Raw genomic sequence first — 18,568 nt, forward strand, 5'->3', positions numbered from 1 at the left:
CCCCTATGGGAGAGATTCACGATGTCCACCCTCACGATGACCCGCAAGAAGGACGACCAGACGTCCTTCTCGCTGGGCATGCTGCTGCATGACAAGCGTTACCGTTCCTACACCATCCAGATCATTGCCCTGATGTGTCTGATGCTCGCGGCTGCCTGGCTGCTGGACAACACCGTGCGCAACCTCGCAGCACTGGGCAAGGACTTTTCCTTCAGCTTTCTGTGGAGTGCCGCCGGCTACGACATCAACCAGCAACCGATTGCCTACGACAGTCAGATGACCCACGGCCGGGCAGCGCTGGTCGGTCTGCTCAATACCCTGATTCTGGCTGTGTTGGCCTGCGTGACGGCAACGGTGATCGGGGTCCTGGCCGGCGTGCTGCGCCTATCGGGCAACTGGATCGTATCGCGCCTGATGGGCTGGTACATCGAGCTGTTCCGCAACGTGCCTGCGCTGCTGTGCATCCTGATCATCGGTGCAGTCATGGCGCAAGCAATGCCGACGCCGAGCAGCTATCGAAGCGCCGGGATCAGCGAAACGGCGATTGCCGTCACCAACCGCGGCATCTACGTTCCCGAGCCGCTGTTTTTCCACGACCTGGGGGTACTGAATCTCGGCGTGGTGCAGCCTGCTGTCAACACTCTGGCAATCATCGGCCTGTTGATCCTCTGCCTGTTGCTCGATCGTCAGCTGCGCCGCCACGCCGATAGCGTACAAAGCCGCACCGGCAAGCGCCCCGTGCTCTGGTGGAAGCGACTGGCGGTGTTGGTATTGCCGATGGTGGTTCTGCTGTATGCCTTGGGCTTTCACCTGGGCTATCCGCAGCTACGTGGTTTCAACTTCCAGGGCGGCCTGCAACTGGGCAACGCGCTGATTGCGATGTGGATCGGGCTGAGCGTTTACACCGGCGCCTTCATCGCGGAAATCGTGCGCAGTGGCATCCAGTCCATCAGCCGTGGGCAGACCGAGGCAGCGCATGCGCTGGGCCTGCGTCCGGGGCGCACCATGCGCCTGGTCATCCTGCCTCAGGCTTTGCGGGTAATCGTGCCACCACTGACTTCGCAATACCTGGACATCACCAAACACACCTCCCTCGGCCTGGCGGTCGGCTACATGGACCTGCGCTCGACACTGGGCGGGATCACCATCAACCAGACCGGCCGTGAGCTGGAGGGCATCCTGCTGATGATGATCATCTACCTGACCATCAGTCTGGTGATCTCCGGCCTCATGAATCTGTACAACAACCGCGTGAAATTGCAGGGGCGCTGACATGACACAACAATCCATCGCCTGGACCCGCCAGCAGTTGCTGGCACAGGCCGAGCCGCCTGCCGGGCAAGGGGGCATCGTTCATTGGGTGCGCTCGAGGTTGTTCAACGGCTGGTGGAGTAGCCTGCTGACAGTCGCTGCACTACTGGCGATTGCAGCGCTGATACAGGCTGTGTTCCCTTGGCTGGCGAATTCGGTGTGGAATGCCGACTCCCTGGGTGAGTGTCGACGCATGCTGGCCGGCGAACCGGGAGCCTGTTGGGGTGTGATTCGTGAACGCTGGCCACAGTTGGTGTTCGGCTTCTATCCAGCGGCGTCTTACTGGCGCCCCCTGGCTGCCTTCGTGCTGTTGTTTGTCGCGTTGGGGCCGATCCTGTTCAAACGCATGCCGATAAAAATGCTCTGGTTCAGCGTTGCTTATCCAGGTCTGGCGTTCTGGCTGATCTGGGGTGGTTCGTTGTGGGCGCCGGGCATGGTCTATGCCGGGTTGGCAATGGCTGCATGGGTGTTCTCCCAGGGCCGGCGTTTCGGACTTGGTGTTGCCCTGATCGGCGCAATGGCGGTCTCGACACTCTGGTGGGCGCGGGCCGTGGGGCCGATAGCTGCGCACCTTCAGGATGTGCTCCCCCTGGTGCTGACACCCGTTTCATCCCGTGATCTCGGCGGGTTCCTGTTGTCCTTCGTAGTCGGGGTGAGCGGTATCGCCATGTCCCTGCCACTGGGCATTCTGCTCGCATTGGGCCGGCGTTCGTCGATGCCGCTGATCCGGCTGATGAGCGTGACCTTCATCGAGTTCGTCCGTGGCGTGCCGCTGATTACCCTGTTGTTCACCGCCTCGCTGCTGCTCAACTACTTCCTGCCGCCCGGTACCTCGTTCGACCTGATCCTGCGGGTGATCATCATGGTGACGATCTTCTCCACCGCATACATGGCTGAGGTGATCAGGGGCGGGCTGGCGGCGTTGCCCGGCGGGCAGACCGAGGCTGCGCAAGCCCTGGGCCTTGACTACTGGAAGGCGCAGCGCCTGGTGATCATGCCCCAGGCCCTGAAGATCTCGATCCCGATGATCGTCAGCACCTTCATCGGCCTGTTCAAGGACACCACGCTGGTGGTGTTCATCGGTCTGCTTGACCCCATCGCGCTGTCCACCGCCATTCGTGCGAGCACCCAATGGCAGGGCATCTACTGGGAGCTGTTCCTGTTCATCGGCGGCGTGTTCTTCCTCTTCTGCTTTGGCATGTCGCGTTACTCGATCCACTTGGAGCGCAGGCTCAAAACCGATCACCGCTAAGGAGTCAAAAACAATGAACCGCGAGCATTCAAATGTCTCCCCGGCACCTGTCCAGGAAGTCGCGATCCAGATCACCGGCGTCAACAAGTGGTATGGCAATTACCACGCGTTGCGCGATATCAACCTGACCGTTACCCGGGGAGAGCGGATTGTCATCTGCGGTCCTTCGGGGTCGGGGAAATCGACGATGATTCGTTGCATCAACCGGCTGGAGGAATTCCAGCAAGGCCGTATCGTCGTCGATGGCACCGAACTGACCAGCGATCTGCGCAAGATCGATGAAGTCCGTCAGGAAGTCGGCATGGTGTTCCAGCACTTCAATCTGTTTCCGCACCTGACCATCCTGGAGAACTGCACCCTGGCGCCGATCTGGGTACGTCAGGTACCACGCCGGCAGGCTGAGGAAATGGCCATGCATTACCTGACCAAGGTCAGGATCCCCGAGCATGCACACAAGTTTCCCGGTCAGCTTTCCGGCGGCCAGCAGCAACGCGTGGCCATCGCCCGGGCGCTGTGCATGAACCCGCGGGTCATGCTGTTCGACGAGCCGACCTCGGCGCTGGACCCGGAAATGATCAAGGAAGTGCTCGACACCATGATCCAGCTGGCCGAGGAGGGCATGACCATGCTCTGCGTCACCCATGAAATGGGCTTTGCCCAGGCAGTGGCGAACCGGGTGATCTTCATGGACCAGGGACAGATCGTCGAGCAGAACGAACCGGCTGCGTTCTTCAGCAATCCGCAGTCCGAGCGCTCGAAGGCGTTCCTGAGTCAGATTCTGCGTCACTGAGAATCCTGAATCTCTTGCGGCAACCTTTGAGGAGATGGGCCAGACCCTCTCCTCTTTTTTTATGACGTATGAGGAGTCGTTGTGGGCGCATTTCTATTCATCATCAACGATGGCTGCTACGGGTCTGAGCGAACCTTCAATGCGTTGCGGCTGGCCGGTTCGTTGTCGGCACAGAAACAGGCGCAGGTCCGCGTATTTCTTCAGTCGGATGCAGTGGGTTGTGCGAGGGCCGGGCAGAAGGTACCAACCGGGCACTACAACCTCGAACTGGTACTGACAAAGATCCTGCGCAAGGGCGAAGTGGCGCTGTGTGGGGACGGCATGGATGCGCGAGGCATGAAGGACGTGGAGCTGGTTGACGGGATACGGCGTGCCGCACCGGGAGAGCTGGCTGACTGGACTATGCAGGCCGACAAGGTGTTGATTTTCTGAGTTCGTCCCGGGCGACCGGGACGAGCGTTTGTCATCGAGCATCAGGCCCTAGGCTCACAGGCCAAGTTGCGTTGCCGGCTTTGCAGCCAAAACAAGCCGCCCATGGCAATCAGGACCGGCGGCAAAATCATTCCGGACACAGTCGACCAGCCAAAGATGTCGAGCAAGCCGCCGGACAGGAAGGAGCCGACCACCATGGTGCCGAACACCACGAAGTCATTGATGGCCTGGACCCGTGGACCGTCTTCGCGGGCGTGACAGGTCAGTACCAGAGCGGAAGCACCGAGGAAGCCGAAGTTCCAGCCGATGCCGAGCAGTACCAGCGCCAGCCAAAAATGGCCGATGCTCATGCCGGCCATGCCCGCCAACGCGGCAGCACCGATCAGGACCAGTCCACACTGGATGATGAAGGGAGCGCCGAATCGATTGATCAGTCGCCCCGTGAAGAAGCTCGGTGCATACATGGCGATCACGTGCATTTCTATACCGAAATTTGAGTTCACCCTGGTGATGCCGCACAGGTCCATGGCCAGCGGTGCAGACGTCATTATGAAATTCATCATCATGTAGCTGACCACACCGCACAGCATCGCGACGATGAAGCGCGGCTGACGAATCACCGCGCCCACCGGGCGCGTTTGCAGCGACACGGACGTCGGTGCTGGCCGGATGAAGCGCACGCCCAGCAGAACCCACGCCGAAAGCAGCGCAAATCCAGCGGCGGCGATATAGGTGATGGCAAAGGTGTGGGGTGAAACGTCCATGGTCGCGTTTACCAGTTGCGGCCCCAATACACCGGCGGCCACACCTCCGGCCAGCACCATGGACAGCGCCCTGGCGCGGCTTTGCTCGTCAACGCATTCGGCGGCGGCAAAGCGGAAGGTCAGCACGACAGCGGCATAGGCACCTCCAAACAGCATGGCGATGCAGAACAGGCCAAATGAAGCCGTCCAGAGCGCATAGGCGGCAAGCAAACCGACGATCACGCCGCAGGCATTGCCGATGAGGAACGCGACCCGGCGCCCGAAGCGACGCCCGACGTAGCCGATCGGCAGAGTCGCCAGCGCCATGCCAATGACGAACACCGAGATGGGCAAGGTCGCCAGGGAAGGGCGGGGGGCAAGCATGTTACCGATGATGGCCCCGGTGGCGTAGACCACCGTCGAATTGGCACCGGCCAGCGCCTGGGCGATTGCCAGGCGCGCCACGTTCGAATCGATTTTGAAAATATGCATTTGGGTTCCGCAGGTTCTGAAGCGCGCACTGCCTCCATTCTTTGCCCCTCAAGAGATGGCTGCAACGCAGGAATGCTTTGTGGTCGGTAAAGAAAAACTTGTTTCTGTTCAGTTGCTCGGGTCGCTCGCTGTATCACCGCGTATATAGGCTTGCGGGGTACTGCCCAGTTCTTGGCGGAATGCATAAATGAACGCCGAGGTCGAACCGTAGCCCAGTTCCAGCGCTGTGCGGGTGACATCCAGCCCACTCCCCAGGAGTTCAATCGCGCGGAACAATCTCAGGCGCCTGCGCCAGGTACGCAGGCTAAATCCGGTTTCGTTCAGGAAACGGCGCGCCAGCGTACGCTCCGACATGCCCAGCGTTTTCGCCCAGGTCTCCATCTCTGTCGTATCCGCCGGGTCGGCGTACAGCGTTTCGCACAATCTCATCAGGCCTTGGCTTCGCGGCCAGGGTAAAGCGGTAGAAATGGGCGTGGCACGACGCAGTTGGTCCAGAATCAACTGGGTGATGCGGCCCGCGTAACCGGCTTCTTCCTGTTCATCTTCGATACGCGTCGCTTCGATGATCAGTGCCTTGAGCAGGGGTGAAACACCGAACAACGTCGGTTGATCCGCTGGCAAACCCGAGGGGATCCGGTCGCTGATCCACAGACTGCGAAATTCGGCGCCGTACATCGAACCGACCTTGTGACTCAGTCCGGTGGGGAGCCAGGCCGCTTGTTCTGGCGAGATGACGAAAGAACCTGCTTCAGTGTTGACCGTCAGGACTCCGGAAATCGCGTAGACCATCTGGTGCCATTCATGGGCATGTTCGGGAAAGCTGTGCCGAGCCGGAATGGACTGGGCACGGACTTTCAATGGTTGCGGCGAAGCTATGTCGTGAGGCGCTTCGATGATGTCCCAGTTCATCTGATGATCCGAGCTAATAGTGGTTGTGAAGAGCATGATGACAAAACATCAGGCACAGCAACCGGAGCCGATTTCATGCGTGTCGCCGGTTTATTCATGTTGTTCAGGCAGATGTCTTGTGCTCTACATCATATGACTGATAGTCGAGAGCTGGCCAAGACTGATTGGGTTCTAATGTGAGTACGAGGTGACCCACCCGACCGCGCACTGGGCATCTTTATCAAGCGGTCACCTCGTACTATTTCTGCTTAGAACAATATAGGAGTTGCCCGCAACATGGCCTGTCTTGACCGTTACAGCCTACCCCTGTCGACCTCTTCCGAAGTTGCCGCCGAGCGCTACCGGACGGGCGTGGATCTGCTGCTCTCGCTCTGGCCGGGTGTCGCGCAAACCCTCGATGAAGCGATAGCCGCCGACCCGGATTTTGCTCTGCCACTCGCTGCGCGTGCCCGCTTCCATGCCGTACGTGCCGAAGTGACGCAGGCCAAGGCCAAGATCGCCAAGGCCATGGAGCTCGTGCAGATCAATGGCACCGAACGCGAGCGCAGCCACGTGCAAGTGTTGTCCTTGGCGATCAACGGGCAGCCGGCCAAGGCGCTAGCTGGCGCGCTGGAGCATACCGATCGCTGGCCACTGGATATCGTGATCCTGTCGATGCCGCTGGGGGCGTTCGGTCTGTTCGCGTTTTCCGGTATGGCCGACCACGACCAAGCGCGTGTCGAGTTGTGCGAACGGCACGCCCGTCACTTCCCCGAGGATGATTGGTGGTTCCTCAATTACCGTGGCTGGGCCCACGGCGAGAACGGCAACGTGGCGCTCGGCCGGGCAATGACTCAGCGCTCGCTGGAGCTGCGACGCAATAACGTCAATGCGGTCCATGCGGTGGCGCATGTGCTTTATGAGGCTGGCGCAAACGACGAGGCGGCTGAAATCATCAAGGACTGGTTGCCGGGCTACGACCGCAGCGGAACCTTGCACGGCCACATCGCCTGGCACGGCGCGCTGGTGGCACTGGAGCGTGGTGATCTCGAAACAGCACTGAGCACCTACGCCCAGCAGGTCGCACCATCGGTTTCCACAGGCGTACCAATCAACGTGGTCAGCGACAGTGCTTCCTTCCTGTGGCGTATGCAGGCTTACGGTCATGAAGTGCCGGCAGGATTGTGGGACGAGGCCGCGCGTTACGCTGCCGACTACTTCCAGCAGCCGGGTTTCCCCTTCGCGGACGTCCACATGGCCATGCTGGCTGCCGCTACCGGCGACCAGCTCGCACTCGAGCAGCGTGCGAACGTGCTGAGCACCCTGGTCAGTGATGGCACTCTGCGCGCGGGGGCCGTTGTTCCTGCGGTTTGCCACGCATTGCAAGCCTTTGCCAATGGCAACTATGCGGATTGTGTGCGGATTCTCGAACCTGTCGCTCACGAAGTGGTACGCATCGGCGGTAGCGGTGCCCAGCGTGAAATCGTCCAGGACACTTTGCTGGTCTCGCTGATGCGCGCAGGCGAAGCGGAAAAGGCCAGGGCGTTGCTCGATCGCAGACTGCACCGTCGTCCTTCGCCGCGCGACAGTCGCTGGCTGACCGGCCTCGCCGTAGGCTGATATTCAGCTAAATCCTTCGGTGCCTTTCGAGACTGGCTGACCTGGCGACAGGTCGGCCGGCTCGTCTGCACCTTCGCGCAATGCCTGGAAGGGGATACCTGACATGCGTCTTGCCCTGACTGCCCGTCCGGCAGGTTTACGTGGTTTGCTTCTGTGTCTGATAGGCCCAGTGGCGATCATTGCCATCGCCCAATTGTTCGGCACCTCGCTGTGGTTCAGCGCGAATGGCGCCGCCGACTCGTTGATGAGCACCTGGCATGCCTCCGCCGCCGATATCGGCTGGCTGACCAATGCCGTGCAGTTGGGTTTCATCCTGGGGACCTTGAGCCTGTCGCTCAGTGGTGCAGCTGATCGCTTTCAGGCCAGTACGCTGTTTGTCTATAGCTCGATCGCAGGCGGTCTGTTCAATCTAGGTTTCGCCTGGCTGGCTGACGGGCTGTTCAGCGGTGCCGTGCTGCGCTTTTGCGTCGGCGTCACGCTCGCGGGGATCTATCCCATGGGTATGAAGTTGATTGTCGGCTGGGCGCCTGAGCGCACGGGGCTGGCGCTGGCGCAGTTGGTAGCGATGTTGACCCTGGGCACCGCCTTGCCCCACGGCCTCAGGCTCGTGGGTGCCAATTTACCCTGGCAGGTCATCATCACTGCGTCTTCGGTTCTTGCGCTGGCGGGTGCCATGCTGATCGGAGTACTCGGTGATGGGCCACACGCACGCAGCGGGGCGGCTGGCGCTCCAACCAAACGAGGCGGAGGCATCCTCGAGGCCTTCAGGATCCACCGTTTTCGTGCTGCTGCACTCGGCTATTTCGGCCACATGTGGGAGCTCTATGCGTTCTGGACAGTTGTCCCGTTGATCGTAAGCCGCACCTCCCTGGCCTCGGCGTACCCCGCTGCGGGTGTCGCCGGGCTGTCATTCGGCGTGATGGCCATCGGTGCCCTGGGCTCGCTGATTGGTGGTCTGCTTTCCCAGCGTATGGGTAGTGCGCGGGTGGCACTCGGCTCGCTGGGCTTGTCCGGTCTTTGTGGATTGCTCTTCGTGCTGGTCGCTAGCGCATTGCCGGCATGGGCGCTGCTTCTTTTATTGGCTGTTTGGGGGGCGTCGGTTGTTGCCGATTCTCCACAGTTTTCCGCTCTGGCGGCCAAGGCCTGTCCGCGTGATGCAGTGGGCAGCGCGCTGGCCATACAGAACAGCATCGGTTTCGCAATCACGGTGGTGTCGATTGCTGGCACCACCTGGCTGTTCGAACGCGTCGGTATCGACGCGCTATGGCTGCTCGTCCCCGGACCAGTACTCGGTCTTGCCGGATATCTCCTTTCATACCGGAGTGCCGATACCTGACATTTGCGCCGGATAACCAGGCGCACAAGCGATCGATCGATCGCTGCAACAGCACTTTTCGAATAAAAACAAAACTCGAGGTCTTTGCTATGTACGAAGTAGGTGTCTGGGCGCTATTGTCCCCGGCGGTAACGATATGCCTGGCGATTTTTACCCGTCAGGTGATTTTGTCATTGGTGGTGGGCTGTGTAGCGGGGTTCATGGTCCTTTCAAACTTCCACATCGGTCATGGACTGCAAAGTGCCGTGCAAGGCGTGGTCGACGTGTTCAAGTCCGACGGCGTCGTGCGGACACTGATCTTCACTGTGATGATCAGCGGCGTGATTCACCTGGCCAGGCTCACCGGCGGCATGCAGGGGTTGGTCAACCTGATCTCCGGACGCCTGCGTATCGTCAAGGGGCCGATCAGTATTCAGTTGCTGGCCGGTGCATTGGCTGCAGTGGTATTCATCGACAGTTATCTGGCGATGCTCACCTCGGGCGCGGCTACTTCTGAACTCGTACGCCGCTATGGCGTAGCTCGGGAGCAGGTAGCCTACGTGGTAAAGAACGTCGGTATTAGCGCGTGGTCATCTGTCATCTTCAACGGCTGGGGCGCAATGATGCTGGGCATTATCGCCGTCCAGGTAGAAAACGGCAGTATCCAGGGCAACCCGTTCAATATCCTTGCTCACGCCATCGCCTACAACCTGTTCGCCTGGGCCAGCATTGCCATGGTGCTGGTGAGCATCTTCACCCGTTTTGCCTTTCCGGCCATGCGCCGTGCCAAACAGCGAGCGGCAGCGGGCGCGGAACTCAGAGAAGGCGCCGCGCCGCTAGCGGCCTTGGGCGAGCAGGAGCAAATTTCGGGCGCCAGTGTTTCCAATCTGCTGGTGCCGCTGCTGTCGATTTTCCTGTTTGTGCCGATCGGGCTGTACATCACAGGTAACGGCGAGATGGGCAACGGATCAGCCTCGACCGCCATTCTCTGGGCCGTGCTCTTTGGGCAGTGCGTCGGCTTTGTGCATTACGTGCTGATCAAGCGGGTCATGAACATCGAGACGTATTTCAACCGTCTGGTCGAAGGCTACCAGGCCATGCTGCCGCTGGTGGTCGTGCTCACCCTGGCATTCCTGATCGGTGACCTATCCAGCCAACTACAGATCGGCCAGTTCCTGGCACAGCATTTCAGTGTACTGATGCCGGTGAGCCTCGTGGCCGCGTTCGTATTTCTGGTGGCTGCGCTGATTTCCCTATCCACGGGTACTTCGTGGGGCACCTTCTCGATCATGATTCCCATCGGTATCCAGTTGGCCGTGTCGTCGGGAGCCGATCCCTACCTGGTGATCGGTGCCGCTATCTCGGGCGCCATATTCGGTGATACCACCTCGCCGATCAGCGACACCGGGATCGTCACGGCGACTGCAACTGGCAACAACCTCATGGATCACATCAAGACCCAACTTCCCTATTGCTTGACGGCAGCAGGTATTGCACTCGCGGGTTTCGTGATCCTCGGCCTGACCAAGAATCTGTAGACGGAACTGGACATAAGGTGGACTTGACGTGATCAAGCGACTCGGATTCAGCCACAAGATCCTGTTGGCGGCTTCATTGCTGGTAGTGTCAGCCTTCGGGCTGTTCGCCCTGTACAACGATTATCAGCAAAGCAATGCGATCAGCAGGGACCTGCAACGCAATTTGCGCGGCATCGCGCAAGTCACGGCGGATAACATCCGCAACTGGTTGGGCGGTAGACGCCTGCTGCTGGAGAGTCTGGCCGAGGTATTGGCCCATGCCGATGAAAAGGGGCGCGAGCAGTGGCTACGACAGCAGACTTTCAAAGAAGCCCTGGCCTTCGTGTATCTCGGTACTGACCAGGGCAGCTTCCATGTGTTTCCTGATACGCCGATGCCGAAAGATTACGACCCGCGTTCCCGCCCGTGGTTTAAGCAGGCGCGACAGGCAACTGGCAGCCAACTGACTGAACCTTATCTGGACGCCAACACCAACCAACTGACCATGACCATCGCCACGCCTGTTGCCGGCGTTGGCGTGGTGGGCGCTGATCTCGAATTGCAGGGGCTGGTGAAGCTGATCGATGCCCTCAACTTCGATGGGATGGGGTATGCATTTCTGGTCAGTGGCGATGGCAAGGTTTTGGTTCATCCGGATCGCCAATTCATGATGCAGCCAGCGCAGAAACTCTTCGCCGCCGGCATGCCCACGCTTGAGGAAGGAAAGCTCAGCCAGGTGCAGAGTCAGGAAGGTGAGCGGATTGTCACGTTCATGCCAGTACAGGGTTTGCCGGGCGTGAACTGGTACCTGGGCATCTCACTGGACAAGAACAGGGTGTTCGCTGTTCTGGAAGACTTCAGATGGTCAGCACTGACGGCAACCACGGTCACCGTCAGCGGTTTGCTGATCTTGATGGGGATGCTGATTCGTCTGTTATTACGCCCATTGCATGCGATGAAACACGCAATGGAAGACATCGCTCAGGGCCAGGGCGATCTGACCCGACGTCTGCCTGTGAAAAGCAAAGATGAGCTTGGACTGCTGGCCATGGCGTTCAACCGATTCGTCGAGCGCATTCACGACTCCATTCGTGAAGTGAACCGGGCGATGGGGCAGGTCGACCAAGTCGCCAGTCAGGTGATTGCATCGACCACGATCACCCTCGACAACACACAGGTCCAGGCGAGTCGCACGGGCAGTGTAGCCGCAGCGATCAATCAGCTAGGCGCTGCAGCGCTAGAGATCGCGGGCAATGCCGCGATGGCCTCGCATCGTGCCAGTACCGCACTGATAGAGGCACATGAGGGGCGTAACGTGGTTGAACGCAATATCGACGCGATGACGCAACTCTCTTCACTGATACACACCTCCAGCTCACACATCAGCCAGCTCAACGGCAAGACCGAGGATATCGGCCAGATACTCGAGGTAATCAGCAGCATCTCCCAGCAGACAAACCTGCTTGCCCTCAATGCCGCTATCGAGGCAGCAAGGGCAGGGGAGGCGGGCCGGGGCTTTGCGGTTGTTGCCGATGAAGTGCGTAACCTGGCCCACCGAACTCAGCAATCGGCAATTGAGGTTCAGCAGCTGATCGAAGAGCTTCAGGCAGAATCCGCGGTGGTGGTGGATACCATGCAGGAGAGCCAGCGACAGAGTGGCCAGAGCGTCGAAATCGCCCGCCAGGCAGGCCATCGGCTGACCGGGGTTACCGATGGTATCGAGCAGATGGATGGGATGAACCAATCAGTTGCAGCGGCCACCGAGGAACAGAGTGCGGTGGTGGAGACAATCAACCAGGACATTAGCGATATTGACCTGCTCAACCAGTCGGGTGCAGAGCAGATGCGCACCACTGTGCAAGCCTGTGCTGAATTGCAGCGGCAGGTGTCCGACCTCACGCTGTTGCTAGGCAAGTTTCAAGTCTGATTTCGCTCAACGAAGAAGGAAAGCAGCAGCCTTGGAGCCGGGCAGTTGGCGCTGTGACGCCTATGCAGGCATGCTCAATATCTGTATCCCTCGACTGACGGCATCGATCGCGCCTGCGACATACCCGGGAAACTGCAGCGACCATTCACTGCCGATGCCGACCAGACAGCCACGCCACGGCCCGCTGTCTGCCGTGGCCGCAGGCGCCACTGCATGCTGACTCGCGCCCATCAGGTCCGCGGCAATGGCGGTGAATGGTTCGGCTGCCCAGTCCTTTAAGAACTCGGCTTTCGCAGTGCCAGCCTGCGAACCAAACATCCGGACTAACTGAGCACGGCAAAGTGCTCGCAGATCGCTGTCAGGCAGCGTTTTGCGAAGCGTCGCAGGAACACCGATGAAGCCGAACAGTGCGGCGCTGCCTAGTGGAATCGAGGCGTCATGGATTTCCACCAAAGGACCGACGCCACTGCGCCCCTCGCCAGACAACCCTTGCTCGCGCCAGAAAGGTCTATCGAAGATGGCGAAGTACTTGGCATGGGGCGCCATCCAGGTGGCGGTCGCTTGCCAGCTCAGCGAGAGCTCCGGCGGCAAGGCCGGCGAAAAATCGATGGTGGCCTGTGCCAGGCGCGGTGGCATGGCCAGGAACACTTGCTCGACGCTCCAAGTCGTGAGCTGGTCTGCGGAATCCGTGCTATCGACTTCTACGCGGTGCGCTGTGCGACGCACATTGCGCACGACCTGCCCAGTGAGGACTCGTTTGGAATCCAGCTGGTCAGACAGGGCGTCGATGAGTGCGCCCATGCCGCCCACCAGACGCATTGAGGGCGGCGAATTTACATAGCCGCGCACGCGAACCGCAGGCGTGTCATGTGAGCGTTCGAGCACCGTTTCGCCGGTCTCGTGCTGCGCGAATCGATGCAATCCCAATTCGTCAACGAGTTGATCCAGTTGCCGTTGATAGCCGGGCCAGAACCACGAGGGGCCAAGGTCGAAGCGGTCTGCGGTACCAGGCTGCCCGGCGCTCATTTTCGGGCTTTCGGGGAAAAGAGGAACGGATACGATGCGTCCGCCTGGAACGTCCCGGGCCTCGAGGATGACGTAGTCCGTGATGCCCTTTTTTTGCAACACATAAGCAGCAAACAGGCCACTCAAGCCAGCCCCGATGATCGCGATTCGCGCTTTTTGCATGTCATGCCTCCTCGGGCTTTTCAGGCAGGTGTCCGGTCTTGAGATAAACCACGGCGCCTTGGCTGCCGGCGGTGATGTCGAGATAGCAACCTTGGGGCAGGCGCATCCAGGTGCCGGGCTCGAATGACCGATCCGTGGTTTCCAGCTGTCCGCAAACCAACAACCATTCTGCACTGGTAACCTCAGTGGCAAACAGTGACTCACCCGGTTGCAGACGTTGCAGGGTCACGTGCTCGGTGCCGCTGTAGAACAGCGGGCAAATGTCGCGGCGGCCGCACTGCTGCCAGTTTGACGGGTCTCGAGTATCGATATGTACCCGCTCTTTTTCGTCGGGTTTCATTTGCCACAGCTTGACGAAGATTGTTGCGCCTTCCTGGCTGGAGGGCTGGTGAACGGACCCGGGCGGGTTACGTAGATACGATCCGGCAGGGTAGTGCTGATCACTTTCGGAGAACGTCCCGGACAGAACGAAGATTTCTTCGCCCCCAGGGTGGGGATGCTCCGGAAAATCGGATTCAGGGGCATAGCGCACAATGCTGGTCGCGCGGGCTTTCTCGCCGCCGAGCCGATCCAGCATGACGCGTTTGACGCCACTTTGCGGTGAAGGCACCCATTGGTAGTCGTCAGGTGTAACGATGGCGCGCCGGGAAAAGTCTGCATTGACAAACATGTGCGTCACTCCAGAAGTCGGTGAAGGGGGCCGTTGTCGCCCCCCTCTGATACTCAAGCGTCGGGAAGTTGAGCGTGTGCATCGAGAACACGGGCCGAGTAGACGAGTGCGGCGCCTGCGTTCAGGGCGATGGCAACGCCCAGCGCTTCGGTGATCTCCTCCCTGGTGGCACCGCACTCAACCGCCTTTTTCGTGTGCACAGTGATGCAACCGTCGCAGCGCGTGGTCACCGCGACAGCCAGAGCGATCAACTCGTGAATCTTCGGCTCCAAGTGTCCGGTTTTTGTGGCAGCGCCATCGATGGTGTTCAGGCCGCGGACGATATCCGGGCTTTGCCTGGCGACATCACCGATGCGCTCCAGCAAGTCTGTACGATAGGCGTTCCAGTCTTTCATCATGGGTATTTACCTTGCAGGCAGGTGGCCGAGATCCGTGATGGCGCTCGGCACTAGGGTGGTTAGGCGACCTGGTAGATGCGCACTTCAGGCGCAGCGTCCAGTAAGGGTTTCAGACCGCTGACCACGTCGGCGGTGAAGAGCTCGCTTTGCAGGTAGGCGTTAGCATTCTGGGTGCTGTCGAAACCGTGCAGCACCTGGACGTCTTCGTCGCGCACCAGGAGGGCTTTGGATTTCGCACCCGCGATGGTGTCCAGGAACGCAGCCTTGTACTTCACGTAGACGTCTGCTGCAGCGGCGCGATTGGCTACGGCGATCTTGAGTGTGATTTGCAGATAAACCATTTGCGTTTCTCCAGGTTAGTCAGGTGAATCATCCAACCGGGCATCGGATGTGGATGCAATGACGTGCGAGTGCCGTGTATCAGTTGCGGCCGGCCATCACGCCGCCGTCTACATCCCAGATCGCGCCGGTGACCCAGCTGGCTTTGTCGGACAGTAGGAAGGCAACGACTTCGGCCACTTCCTGAGGGGTGCCAACACGGCCGATTGGGTGGAAACTGTTGAAGCCTTGCAAAGCGCCATGCACTTCGGCTTTCGGGATGAAACCTTCGTAGATCGGCGTCTGTACAACAGCGGGCGAAACGGCGTTGACGCGGATCTGCTGTGACGCCAGTTCCATGGCCAGATGCTGAGTTAGCGAGTGCAGGCCGGCCTTGGCCATGGAGTAGGCCGAGGAGGGTGTTGCAGCGATAGCCTGCCTGGCCCACATTGAACCGATGTTGACGATGGAGCCAGGACGGTTTTTGGCAACCATGTTCGCCGCGACCTTCTGAGTGATGAAGAAGAAGGCCTTGTTCAGCTTCATGTACTGGTCATAATCGGCACCCTGGTGTTCCAGAAACGGTTTGGGGAAGAAGACGCCGGCGGCGTTGACCAACAGGTCGATGTCCGGGTGCTGTTCATCGAGGGTGCTGATCAGTTTGGCCAGGCCGTCTTCGCTGGTCAGATCGGCGATCAGCGCGGTCACCGGACCCAGGCTGGAGAGTTCTTTACGGGCCTCTTCAGTCTTTTCAGGTCGGCTGCCGACAATGACTGCGCTGCCGCCTTCGGCGAGTACCATGCGTGCAGCTTCCAGGCCCATTCCACTGGTGCCACCGACGACCAGCAGTTTTTTTCCTTTGAATTGATTGCTCATATCGGACCTCTTTGCAGCTTATGATTAGCAGACAATGGTTGATGTAAAAGTGTGACAGGACGCTAAGCGCTTGCCGGTGGGTGGCCAGTCAAACGCTGTGCAGCGCCTGTATCCAGTAGTGTCAGAGGTAGTGGAAAATCCGGGCTGTTCCGAGTCGCAAGACAAACTTTTTCATTGGGGCTAGACACTGATTCGTGGATCTCCACATGACGCTGTTTCTACCTTGGAGTCGATTATTCGCTGCGTGCGAACGCAGCGACAAACCATATAAAATGTCAGTCCGAGAAAGAAAAAGTTTATCGTCATGAAGACCCCCATTCATCTCAATGCCTTACGCGCCTTTGAAGCCAGTGCTCGCCATCAAAGCTTTTCCGCGGCCGCTTCCGAGCTCAATGTCACGCCCGCCGCCGTGGGCCAACTGGTGCGCTCTCTGGAGGACTGGCTGGGCACGCCGCTCTTTCACCGCGCCTCTACTGGCCGATCGAGGCTAGTCGCAACCGAAGCGGCCGAACTTGCATTGCCTGATATTCGAGCCGGCTTTGACAGACTCACATTAGGCCTGGAACGGTTGAAGGAAGGTTCGAGCGCCGGCGTGTTGACGGTAACGGTCAGCCCTGCGTTCGCTGCCAAGTGGCTGTTGCCCCGTATCGAGAGCTTTCATGCCGCCTGGCCCGACATGGATGTACGACTGGACACCAACCTGCGGGCGGTTGATTTCGTTGCCCAAAGGATCGATATCGGCGTGCGCTACGGGCCAGGAAGCTGGCCGGGGCTGGTGGCGGAAAAGTTGATGGAAGAGGAGGTCTACCCGGTCTGCTCACCCAGTCTGTTGCTCGACGCTGCGAGGCTGCGCACGCCGGACGATCTTGCCAGGGAAACCCTCATCCATGACCTGTCCATGGATAGCCATACCGACTTCCCAACATGGGCAGCATGGGTCCAGAACTCGGGAATCAGTGGCGTTCTCACTTCGCGCGGAATGAAGATCAATAACTCCGCGGCCGTTCTGCAGGCGGCGATCGATGGGCAGGGCGTCGCTTTGGCCCGTAGTGTAATGGCTCGTGATGATGTGGCGGCCGGTCGACTGGTCAGGTTGTTCCCGCAGATAACGTTCGAATCGGCCCTGGCTTACTACGTCGTTTACCGCCCAGGCTGTGCGAGCCTGCCGAGGCTCAAGGCATTTCGCGATTGGTTATTCGAGGTCGCCGGGCGTTAGGCGAACACTTGCCGGGCTTACGGGCCTGTCGCAGTGCCTGACTGGCTCCGCGACAGGCCCATTCATTCAGGCCACTGCTTGAGCCCCGGTAATCTCCACCAGTGATCCGCACATGAAAGCCGCCTCGTCCGAGGCCAGGAACGCCACCAGCGCTGCCACTTCCTGGGGTTTGCCGATACGTCCGAACGGTACCATTTGATCCAGATCGGCGATGGTTCTGCCCGAGCGACGCACGCCGGCTTCGAGCATCGGTGTGTGGATTTCGCCCGGGCATACAGCGTTAACCCGGATGTTCTGTGGCGCATAGTCCCTTGCCAGGTTCTGGGTGAACGATGCGACCGCTGCCTTGGTAACGTTGTAGGCGATATGCCCGGGCGCTGGGTACAGGCCCCACTGCGAAGCGGTATTAACGATTGCACCGGCACCTGCCTCGATCATGATCGGCAGAACTGCGCGGCACAGATGAAACATCGAGTCCAGATTGACCGCGAAACTGCTGTGCCAATCGTCCTCGCTCAACGCCAGTAGGTTGCCGCGACGGTTGATCCCGGCGTTGTTGACCAGGATATCTATACGTCCCAGCTCATCCACGACCTTTGCCACCAACCCGTGGCAGGCCGAGCCGCTGGCAATATCCGCGGCGATCGCCAGCGCCTTGCCGCCATCGTTCTGAATGGTGTCGGCGACTGCCTGTGCCGCCTCTAGGTTGACGTCGCTGATAACCACCGTCGCGCCTTCGCTCGCGAGCCGTGCGGCGATTGCCGAGCCGATACCGCCGGCGCCACCGGTCACGATCGCCACTTTGTTCTCAAATCTGTTCATCGTTGACTCCTGGGGTTAGGGGACACAGATGCAACCTTTCAGGTTCCAGTTGGTGCTTTGTTGTTCTTTGCAGGCAGGCATAACAGAGTTGCTGTACGTTTGTATGTGTGCAGTGATGCATGCAAGCTAGCCGGGAATGACCAGAGTGTCAACGGGCGCCATCAGGCCTGCAAACATGTCATGCACGGAGCATTCAAATGAGGGGAGGGCGCGCATCAGCGAGCCCTGTTTCAGAGGCGGTGTGAGAGCTGCGGATGTTGCGCTTTTTGATTCAGAGGGAGTCAGTCGGTGGGTGTCGGTACGAACAGGCCGGTTTTGACATTGCTCATGGATACCAGGGTTTTGAAGCGCTTCACATTGTTGTTCTCGAAGAACAACTGGCGGGTGAGCTGAGTGTATTGCTCCATGTTTTTTACCAGCATGATCAGTACAAAGTCACACTCTCCGGCGACGTAGTAGCACTGCTGGACCTGGGGGCAATCGAGGAAGGCTTTCTTCATTTCATCGAGCAAGTCCAGTCGCTCATTTTCGACTTCCACCTCCGTGATCACCGTAAGCGTGTAGCCCAACAGTTCTGCATTCACCCTGGCAACGGTCCCCTGAATGACCCCCTCGGCCGACATTTTCTTCAGACGCCTGTTCACCGCAGCCGAGGAGAGATTGACCCTCTCCCCTAGGTCGAGCTGTGAGGTGCTCGCATCCCGTTGGACGGCGCTCAGTAATGCCAAGTCGAAGTGATCCAGGTTCATTGGGAGCCCCGTAAGCAAATGAAGAAAAGTCGGATGAATACGCA

The 18,568-nt window shown here is 59.5% G+C and carries 18 protein-coding genes and 1 pseudogene; 10 read left to right on the forward strand and 9 right to left on the reverse strand.

Translation table 11 applies throughout. The annotated features are described in order from the left end of the window. The first annotated feature begins 21 nt into the window (after nucleotides 1-21). The 4 genes from PSEUDOMOFG3G_RS13085 (at nucleotide 22) to PSEUDOMOFG3G_RS13100 (ending at nucleotide 3,785) form a co-directional block, all read left to right on the forward strand. Nucleotides 22-1,272: an amino acid ABC transporter permease gene (locus tag PSEUDOMOFG3G_RS13085; protein ID WP_139050202.1), complete on the forward strand. Its 1,251-nt coding sequence runs from the start codon at nucleotides 22-24 to the stop codon at nucleotides 1,270-1,272. Between the two features lies 1 nt (nucleotide 1,273). After that, entirely contained in the window at nucleotides 1,274-2,563 is a 1,290-nt protein-coding gene (locus tag PSEUDOMOFG3G_RS13090; RefSeq protein WP_139050203.1) for an amino acid ABC transporter permease, read from the forward strand. 13 nt (nucleotides 2,564-2,576) lie between these two features. Beyond that, nucleotides 2,577-3,353: an amino acid ABC transporter ATP-binding protein gene (locus tag PSEUDOMOFG3G_RS13095; RefSeq protein ID WP_139050204.1), complete on the forward strand. Its 777-nt coding sequence runs from the start codon at nucleotides 2,577-2,579 to the stop codon at nucleotides 3,351-3,353. 81 nt (nucleotides 3,354-3,434) lie between these two features. Next, nucleotides 3,435-3,785, forward strand: a complete 351-nt coding sequence (locus PSEUDOMOFG3G_RS13100; protein WP_139050205.1) for a DsrE/DsrF/TusD sulfur relay family protein — start codon at nucleotides 3,435-3,437, stop codon at nucleotides 3,783-3,785. A gap of 41 nt (nucleotides 3,786-3,826) precedes the next feature. Here PSEUDOMOFG3G_RS13100 and PSEUDOMOFG3G_RS13105 read toward each other — a convergent pair whose 3' ends face one another. Continuing rightward, complete coding sequence (locus PSEUDOMOFG3G_RS13105) at nucleotides 3,827-5,020, reverse strand: MFS transporter (protein WP_139050206.1); 1,194 nt, start codon at nucleotides 5,018-5,020, stop codon at nucleotides 3,827-3,829. Between the two features lie 108 nt (nucleotides 5,021-5,128). Further along, nucleotides 5,129-5,929 (reverse strand): helix-turn-helix domain-containing protein, encoded by an 801-nt coding sequence (locus PSEUDOMOFG3G_RS13110; protein ID WP_139050207.1) that lies wholly within the window; start codon nucleotides 5,927-5,929, stop codon nucleotides 5,129-5,131. 276 nt (nucleotides 5,930-6,205) lie between these two features. On the opposite strand from PSEUDOMOFG3G_RS13110, the gene PSEUDOMOFG3G_RS13115 reads away from it, so the two are divergent. The 5 genes and pseudogenes from PSEUDOMOFG3G_RS13115 (at nucleotide 6,206) to PSEUDOMOFG3G_RS28395 (ending at nucleotide 12,287) form a co-directional block, all read left to right on the forward strand. Then, nucleotides 6,206-7,528, forward strand: coding sequence for a tetratricopeptide repeat protein (locus PSEUDOMOFG3G_RS13115; protein ID WP_139050208.1), 1,323 nt, complete (start codon nucleotides 6,206-6,208; stop codon nucleotides 7,526-7,528). A 103-nt stretch (nucleotides 7,529-7,631) separates the two neighbouring features. Next, a complete protein-coding gene (locus tag PSEUDOMOFG3G_RS13120; RefSeq protein ID WP_139050209.1) occupies nucleotides 7,632-8,864 on the forward strand; it encodes an MFS transporter in 1,233 nt (410 codons plus the stop codon). Between the two features lie 89 nt (nucleotides 8,865-8,953). After that, nucleotides 8,954-10,381 carry a Na+/H+ antiporter NhaC family protein gene (locus PSEUDOMOFG3G_RS13125; RefSeq protein WP_139050210.1) on the forward strand — a complete coding sequence of 476 codons (1,428 nt, stop codon included), beginning with the start codon at nucleotides 8,954-8,956 and terminating at the stop codon, nucleotides 10,379-10,381. 85 nt (nucleotides 10,382-10,466) lie between these two features. Continuing rightward, nucleotides 10,467-11,432: pseudogene (locus tag PSEUDOMOFG3G_RS28390) on the forward strand (cache domain-containing protein); the annotation flags it as partial. A gap of 36 nt (nucleotides 11,433-11,468) precedes the next feature. After that, complete coding sequence (locus PSEUDOMOFG3G_RS28395; RefSeq protein ID WP_373685083.1) at nucleotides 11,469-12,287, forward strand: methyl-accepting chemotaxis protein; 819 nt, start codon at nucleotides 11,469-11,471, stop codon at nucleotides 12,285-12,287. 60 nt (nucleotides 12,288-12,347) lie between these two features. On the opposite strand, the gene PSEUDOMOFG3G_RS13135 is transcribed toward PSEUDOMOFG3G_RS28395, so the two are convergent. The 5 genes from PSEUDOMOFG3G_RS13135 to PSEUDOMOFG3G_RS13155 all read right to left on the reverse strand — a co-directional run bounded on the left by PSEUDOMOFG3G_RS13135 (nucleotide 12,348) and on the right by PSEUDOMOFG3G_RS13155 (nucleotide 15,737). Continuing rightward, on the reverse strand, nucleotides 12,348-13,475 hold the full coding sequence (locus PSEUDOMOFG3G_RS13135; RefSeq protein WP_139050212.1) for an FAD-dependent oxidoreductase: 1,128 nt from the start codon (nucleotides 13,473-13,475) through the stop codon (nucleotides 12,348-12,350). A 1-nt stretch (nucleotide 13,476) separates the two neighbouring features. Next, nucleotides 13,477-14,145: a cupin domain-containing protein gene (locus PSEUDOMOFG3G_RS13140; RefSeq protein WP_139050213.1), complete on the reverse strand. Its 669-nt coding sequence runs from the start codon at nucleotides 14,143-14,145 to the stop codon at nucleotides 13,477-13,479. Between the two features lie 53 nt (nucleotides 14,146-14,198). Continuing rightward, the gene (locus PSEUDOMOFG3G_RS13145; RefSeq protein ID WP_218939015.1) at nucleotides 14,199-14,540 is read right to left on the reverse strand and encodes a carboxymuconolactone decarboxylase family protein; all 342 of its coding nucleotides are present in this window, start codon (nucleotides 14,538-14,540) and stop codon (nucleotides 14,199-14,201) included. A gap of 62 nt (nucleotides 14,541-14,602) precedes the next feature. Continuing rightward, the gene (locus PSEUDOMOFG3G_RS13150) at nucleotides 14,603-14,884 is read right to left on the reverse strand and encodes a hypothetical protein (RefSeq protein ID WP_139050215.1); all 282 of its coding nucleotides are present in this window, start codon (nucleotides 14,882-14,884) and stop codon (nucleotides 14,603-14,605) included. Nucleotides 14,885-14,963: 79 nt separating this feature from the next. Further along, on the reverse strand, nucleotides 14,964-15,737 hold the full coding sequence (locus PSEUDOMOFG3G_RS13155; RefSeq protein ID WP_139050216.1) for an SDR family NAD(P)-dependent oxidoreductase: 774 nt from the start codon (nucleotides 15,735-15,737) through the stop codon (nucleotides 14,964-14,966). A 304-nt stretch (nucleotides 15,738-16,041) separates the two neighbouring features. Between PSEUDOMOFG3G_RS13155 and gcvA the strand changes: the two genes are divergently transcribed. Next, on the forward strand, nucleotides 16,042-16,953 hold the full coding sequence (gene gcvA, locus PSEUDOMOFG3G_RS13160) for a transcriptional regulator GcvA (protein ID WP_139050217.1): 912 nt from the start codon (nucleotides 16,042-16,044) through the stop codon (nucleotides 16,951-16,953). Nucleotides 16,954-17,019: 66 nt separating this feature from the next. Here the strand turns inward: gcvA and PSEUDOMOFG3G_RS13165 are convergent, their stop codons facing one another. Both PSEUDOMOFG3G_RS13165 and PSEUDOMOFG3G_RS13170 read right to left on the reverse strand, forming a co-directional pair. Next, nucleotides 17,020-17,775: an SDR family NAD(P)-dependent oxidoreductase gene (locus PSEUDOMOFG3G_RS13165; protein WP_139050218.1), complete on the reverse strand. Its 756-nt coding sequence runs from the start codon at nucleotides 17,773-17,775 to the stop codon at nucleotides 17,020-17,022. Between the two features lie 281 nt (nucleotides 17,776-18,056). Continuing rightward, nucleotides 18,057-18,524 carry an Lrp/AsnC family transcriptional regulator gene (locus PSEUDOMOFG3G_RS13170; protein ID WP_139050544.1) on the reverse strand — a complete coding sequence of 156 codons (468 nt, stop codon included), beginning with the start codon at nucleotides 18,522-18,524 and terminating at the stop codon, nucleotides 18,057-18,059. Nucleotides 18,525-18,568 lie beyond the last annotated feature (44 nt).

The sequence above is a fragment of the Pseudomonas sp. FG-3G genome (assembly GCF_901007645.1).
GTDB lineage: Bacteria > Pseudomonadota > Gammaproteobacteria > Pseudomonadales > Pseudomonadaceae > Aquipseudomonas > Aquipseudomonas rhizophila.

Excerpts from the sequence above, each read along its gene's own strand:
- PSEUDOMOFG3G_RS13110 (WP_139050207.1), bottom strand. The coding sequence starts at position 5,929 with ATGAACTGGGACATCATCGAAGCGCCTCACGACATAGCTTCGCCGCAA.
- PSEUDOMOFG3G_RS13120 (WP_139050209.1), top strand. The coding sequence starts at position 7,632 with ATGCGTCTTGCCCTGACTGCCCGTCCGGCAGGTTTACGTGGTTTGCTT.
- PSEUDOMOFG3G_RS13170 (WP_139050544.1), bottom strand. The coding sequence starts at position 18,524 with ATGAACCTGGATCACTTCGACTTGGCATTACTGAGCGCCGTCCAACGG.
- PSEUDOMOFG3G_RS13150 (WP_139050215.1), bottom strand. The coding sequence starts at position 14,884 with ATGGTTTATCTGCAAATCACACTCAAGATCGCCGTAGCCAATCGCGCC.
- gcvA (WP_139050217.1), top strand. The coding sequence starts at position 16,042 with ATGAAGACCCCCATTCATCTCAATGCCTTACGCGCCTTTGAAGCCAGT.
- PSEUDOMOFG3G_RS13090 (WP_139050203.1), top strand. The coding sequence starts at position 1,274 with ATGACACAACAATCCATCGCCTGGACCCGCCAGCAGTTGCTGGCACAG.
- PSEUDOMOFG3G_RS13135 (WP_139050212.1), bottom strand. The coding sequence starts at position 13,475 with ATGCAAAAAGCGCGAATCGCGATCATCGGGGCTGGCTTGAGTGGCCTG.
- PSEUDOMOFG3G_RS13085 (WP_139050202.1), top strand. The coding sequence starts at position 22 with ATGTCCACCCTCACGATGACCCGCAAGAAGGACGACCAGACGTCCTTC.
- PSEUDOMOFG3G_RS13095 (WP_139050204.1), top strand. The coding sequence starts at position 2,577 with ATGAACCGCGAGCATTCAAATGTCTCCCCGGCACCTGTCCAGGAAGTC.
- PSEUDOMOFG3G_RS13155 (WP_139050216.1), bottom strand. The coding sequence starts at position 15,737 with ATGAGCAATCAATTCAAAGGAAAAAAACTGCTGGTCGTCGGTGGCACC.
- PSEUDOMOFG3G_RS13145 (WP_218939015.1), bottom strand. The coding sequence starts at position 14,540 with ATGAAAGACTGGAACGCCTATCGTACAGACTTGCTGGAGCGCATCGGT.
- PSEUDOMOFG3G_RS13115 (WP_139050208.1), top strand. The coding sequence starts at position 6,206 with ATGGCCTGTCTTGACCGTTACAGCCTACCCCTGTCGACCTCTTCCGAA.
- PSEUDOMOFG3G_RS13105 (WP_139050206.1), bottom strand. The coding sequence starts at position 5,020 with ATGCATATTTTCAAAATCGATTCGAACGTGGCGCGCCTGGCAATCGCC.
- PSEUDOMOFG3G_RS28395 (WP_373685083.1), top strand. The coding sequence starts at position 11,469 with ATGGGGCAGGTCGACCAAGTCGCCAGTCAGGTGATTGCATCGACCACG.
- PSEUDOMOFG3G_RS13140 (WP_139050213.1), bottom strand. The coding sequence starts at position 14,145 with ATGTTTGTCAATGCAGACTTTTCCCGGCGCGCCATCGTTACACCTGAC.
- PSEUDOMOFG3G_RS13125 (WP_139050210.1), top strand. The coding sequence starts at position 8,954 with ATGTACGAAGTAGGTGTCTGGGCGCTATTGTCCCCGGCGGTAACGATA.
- PSEUDOMOFG3G_RS13165 (WP_139050218.1), bottom strand. The coding sequence starts at position 17,775 with ATGAACAGATTTGAGAACAAAGTGGCGATCGTGACCGGTGGCGCCGGC.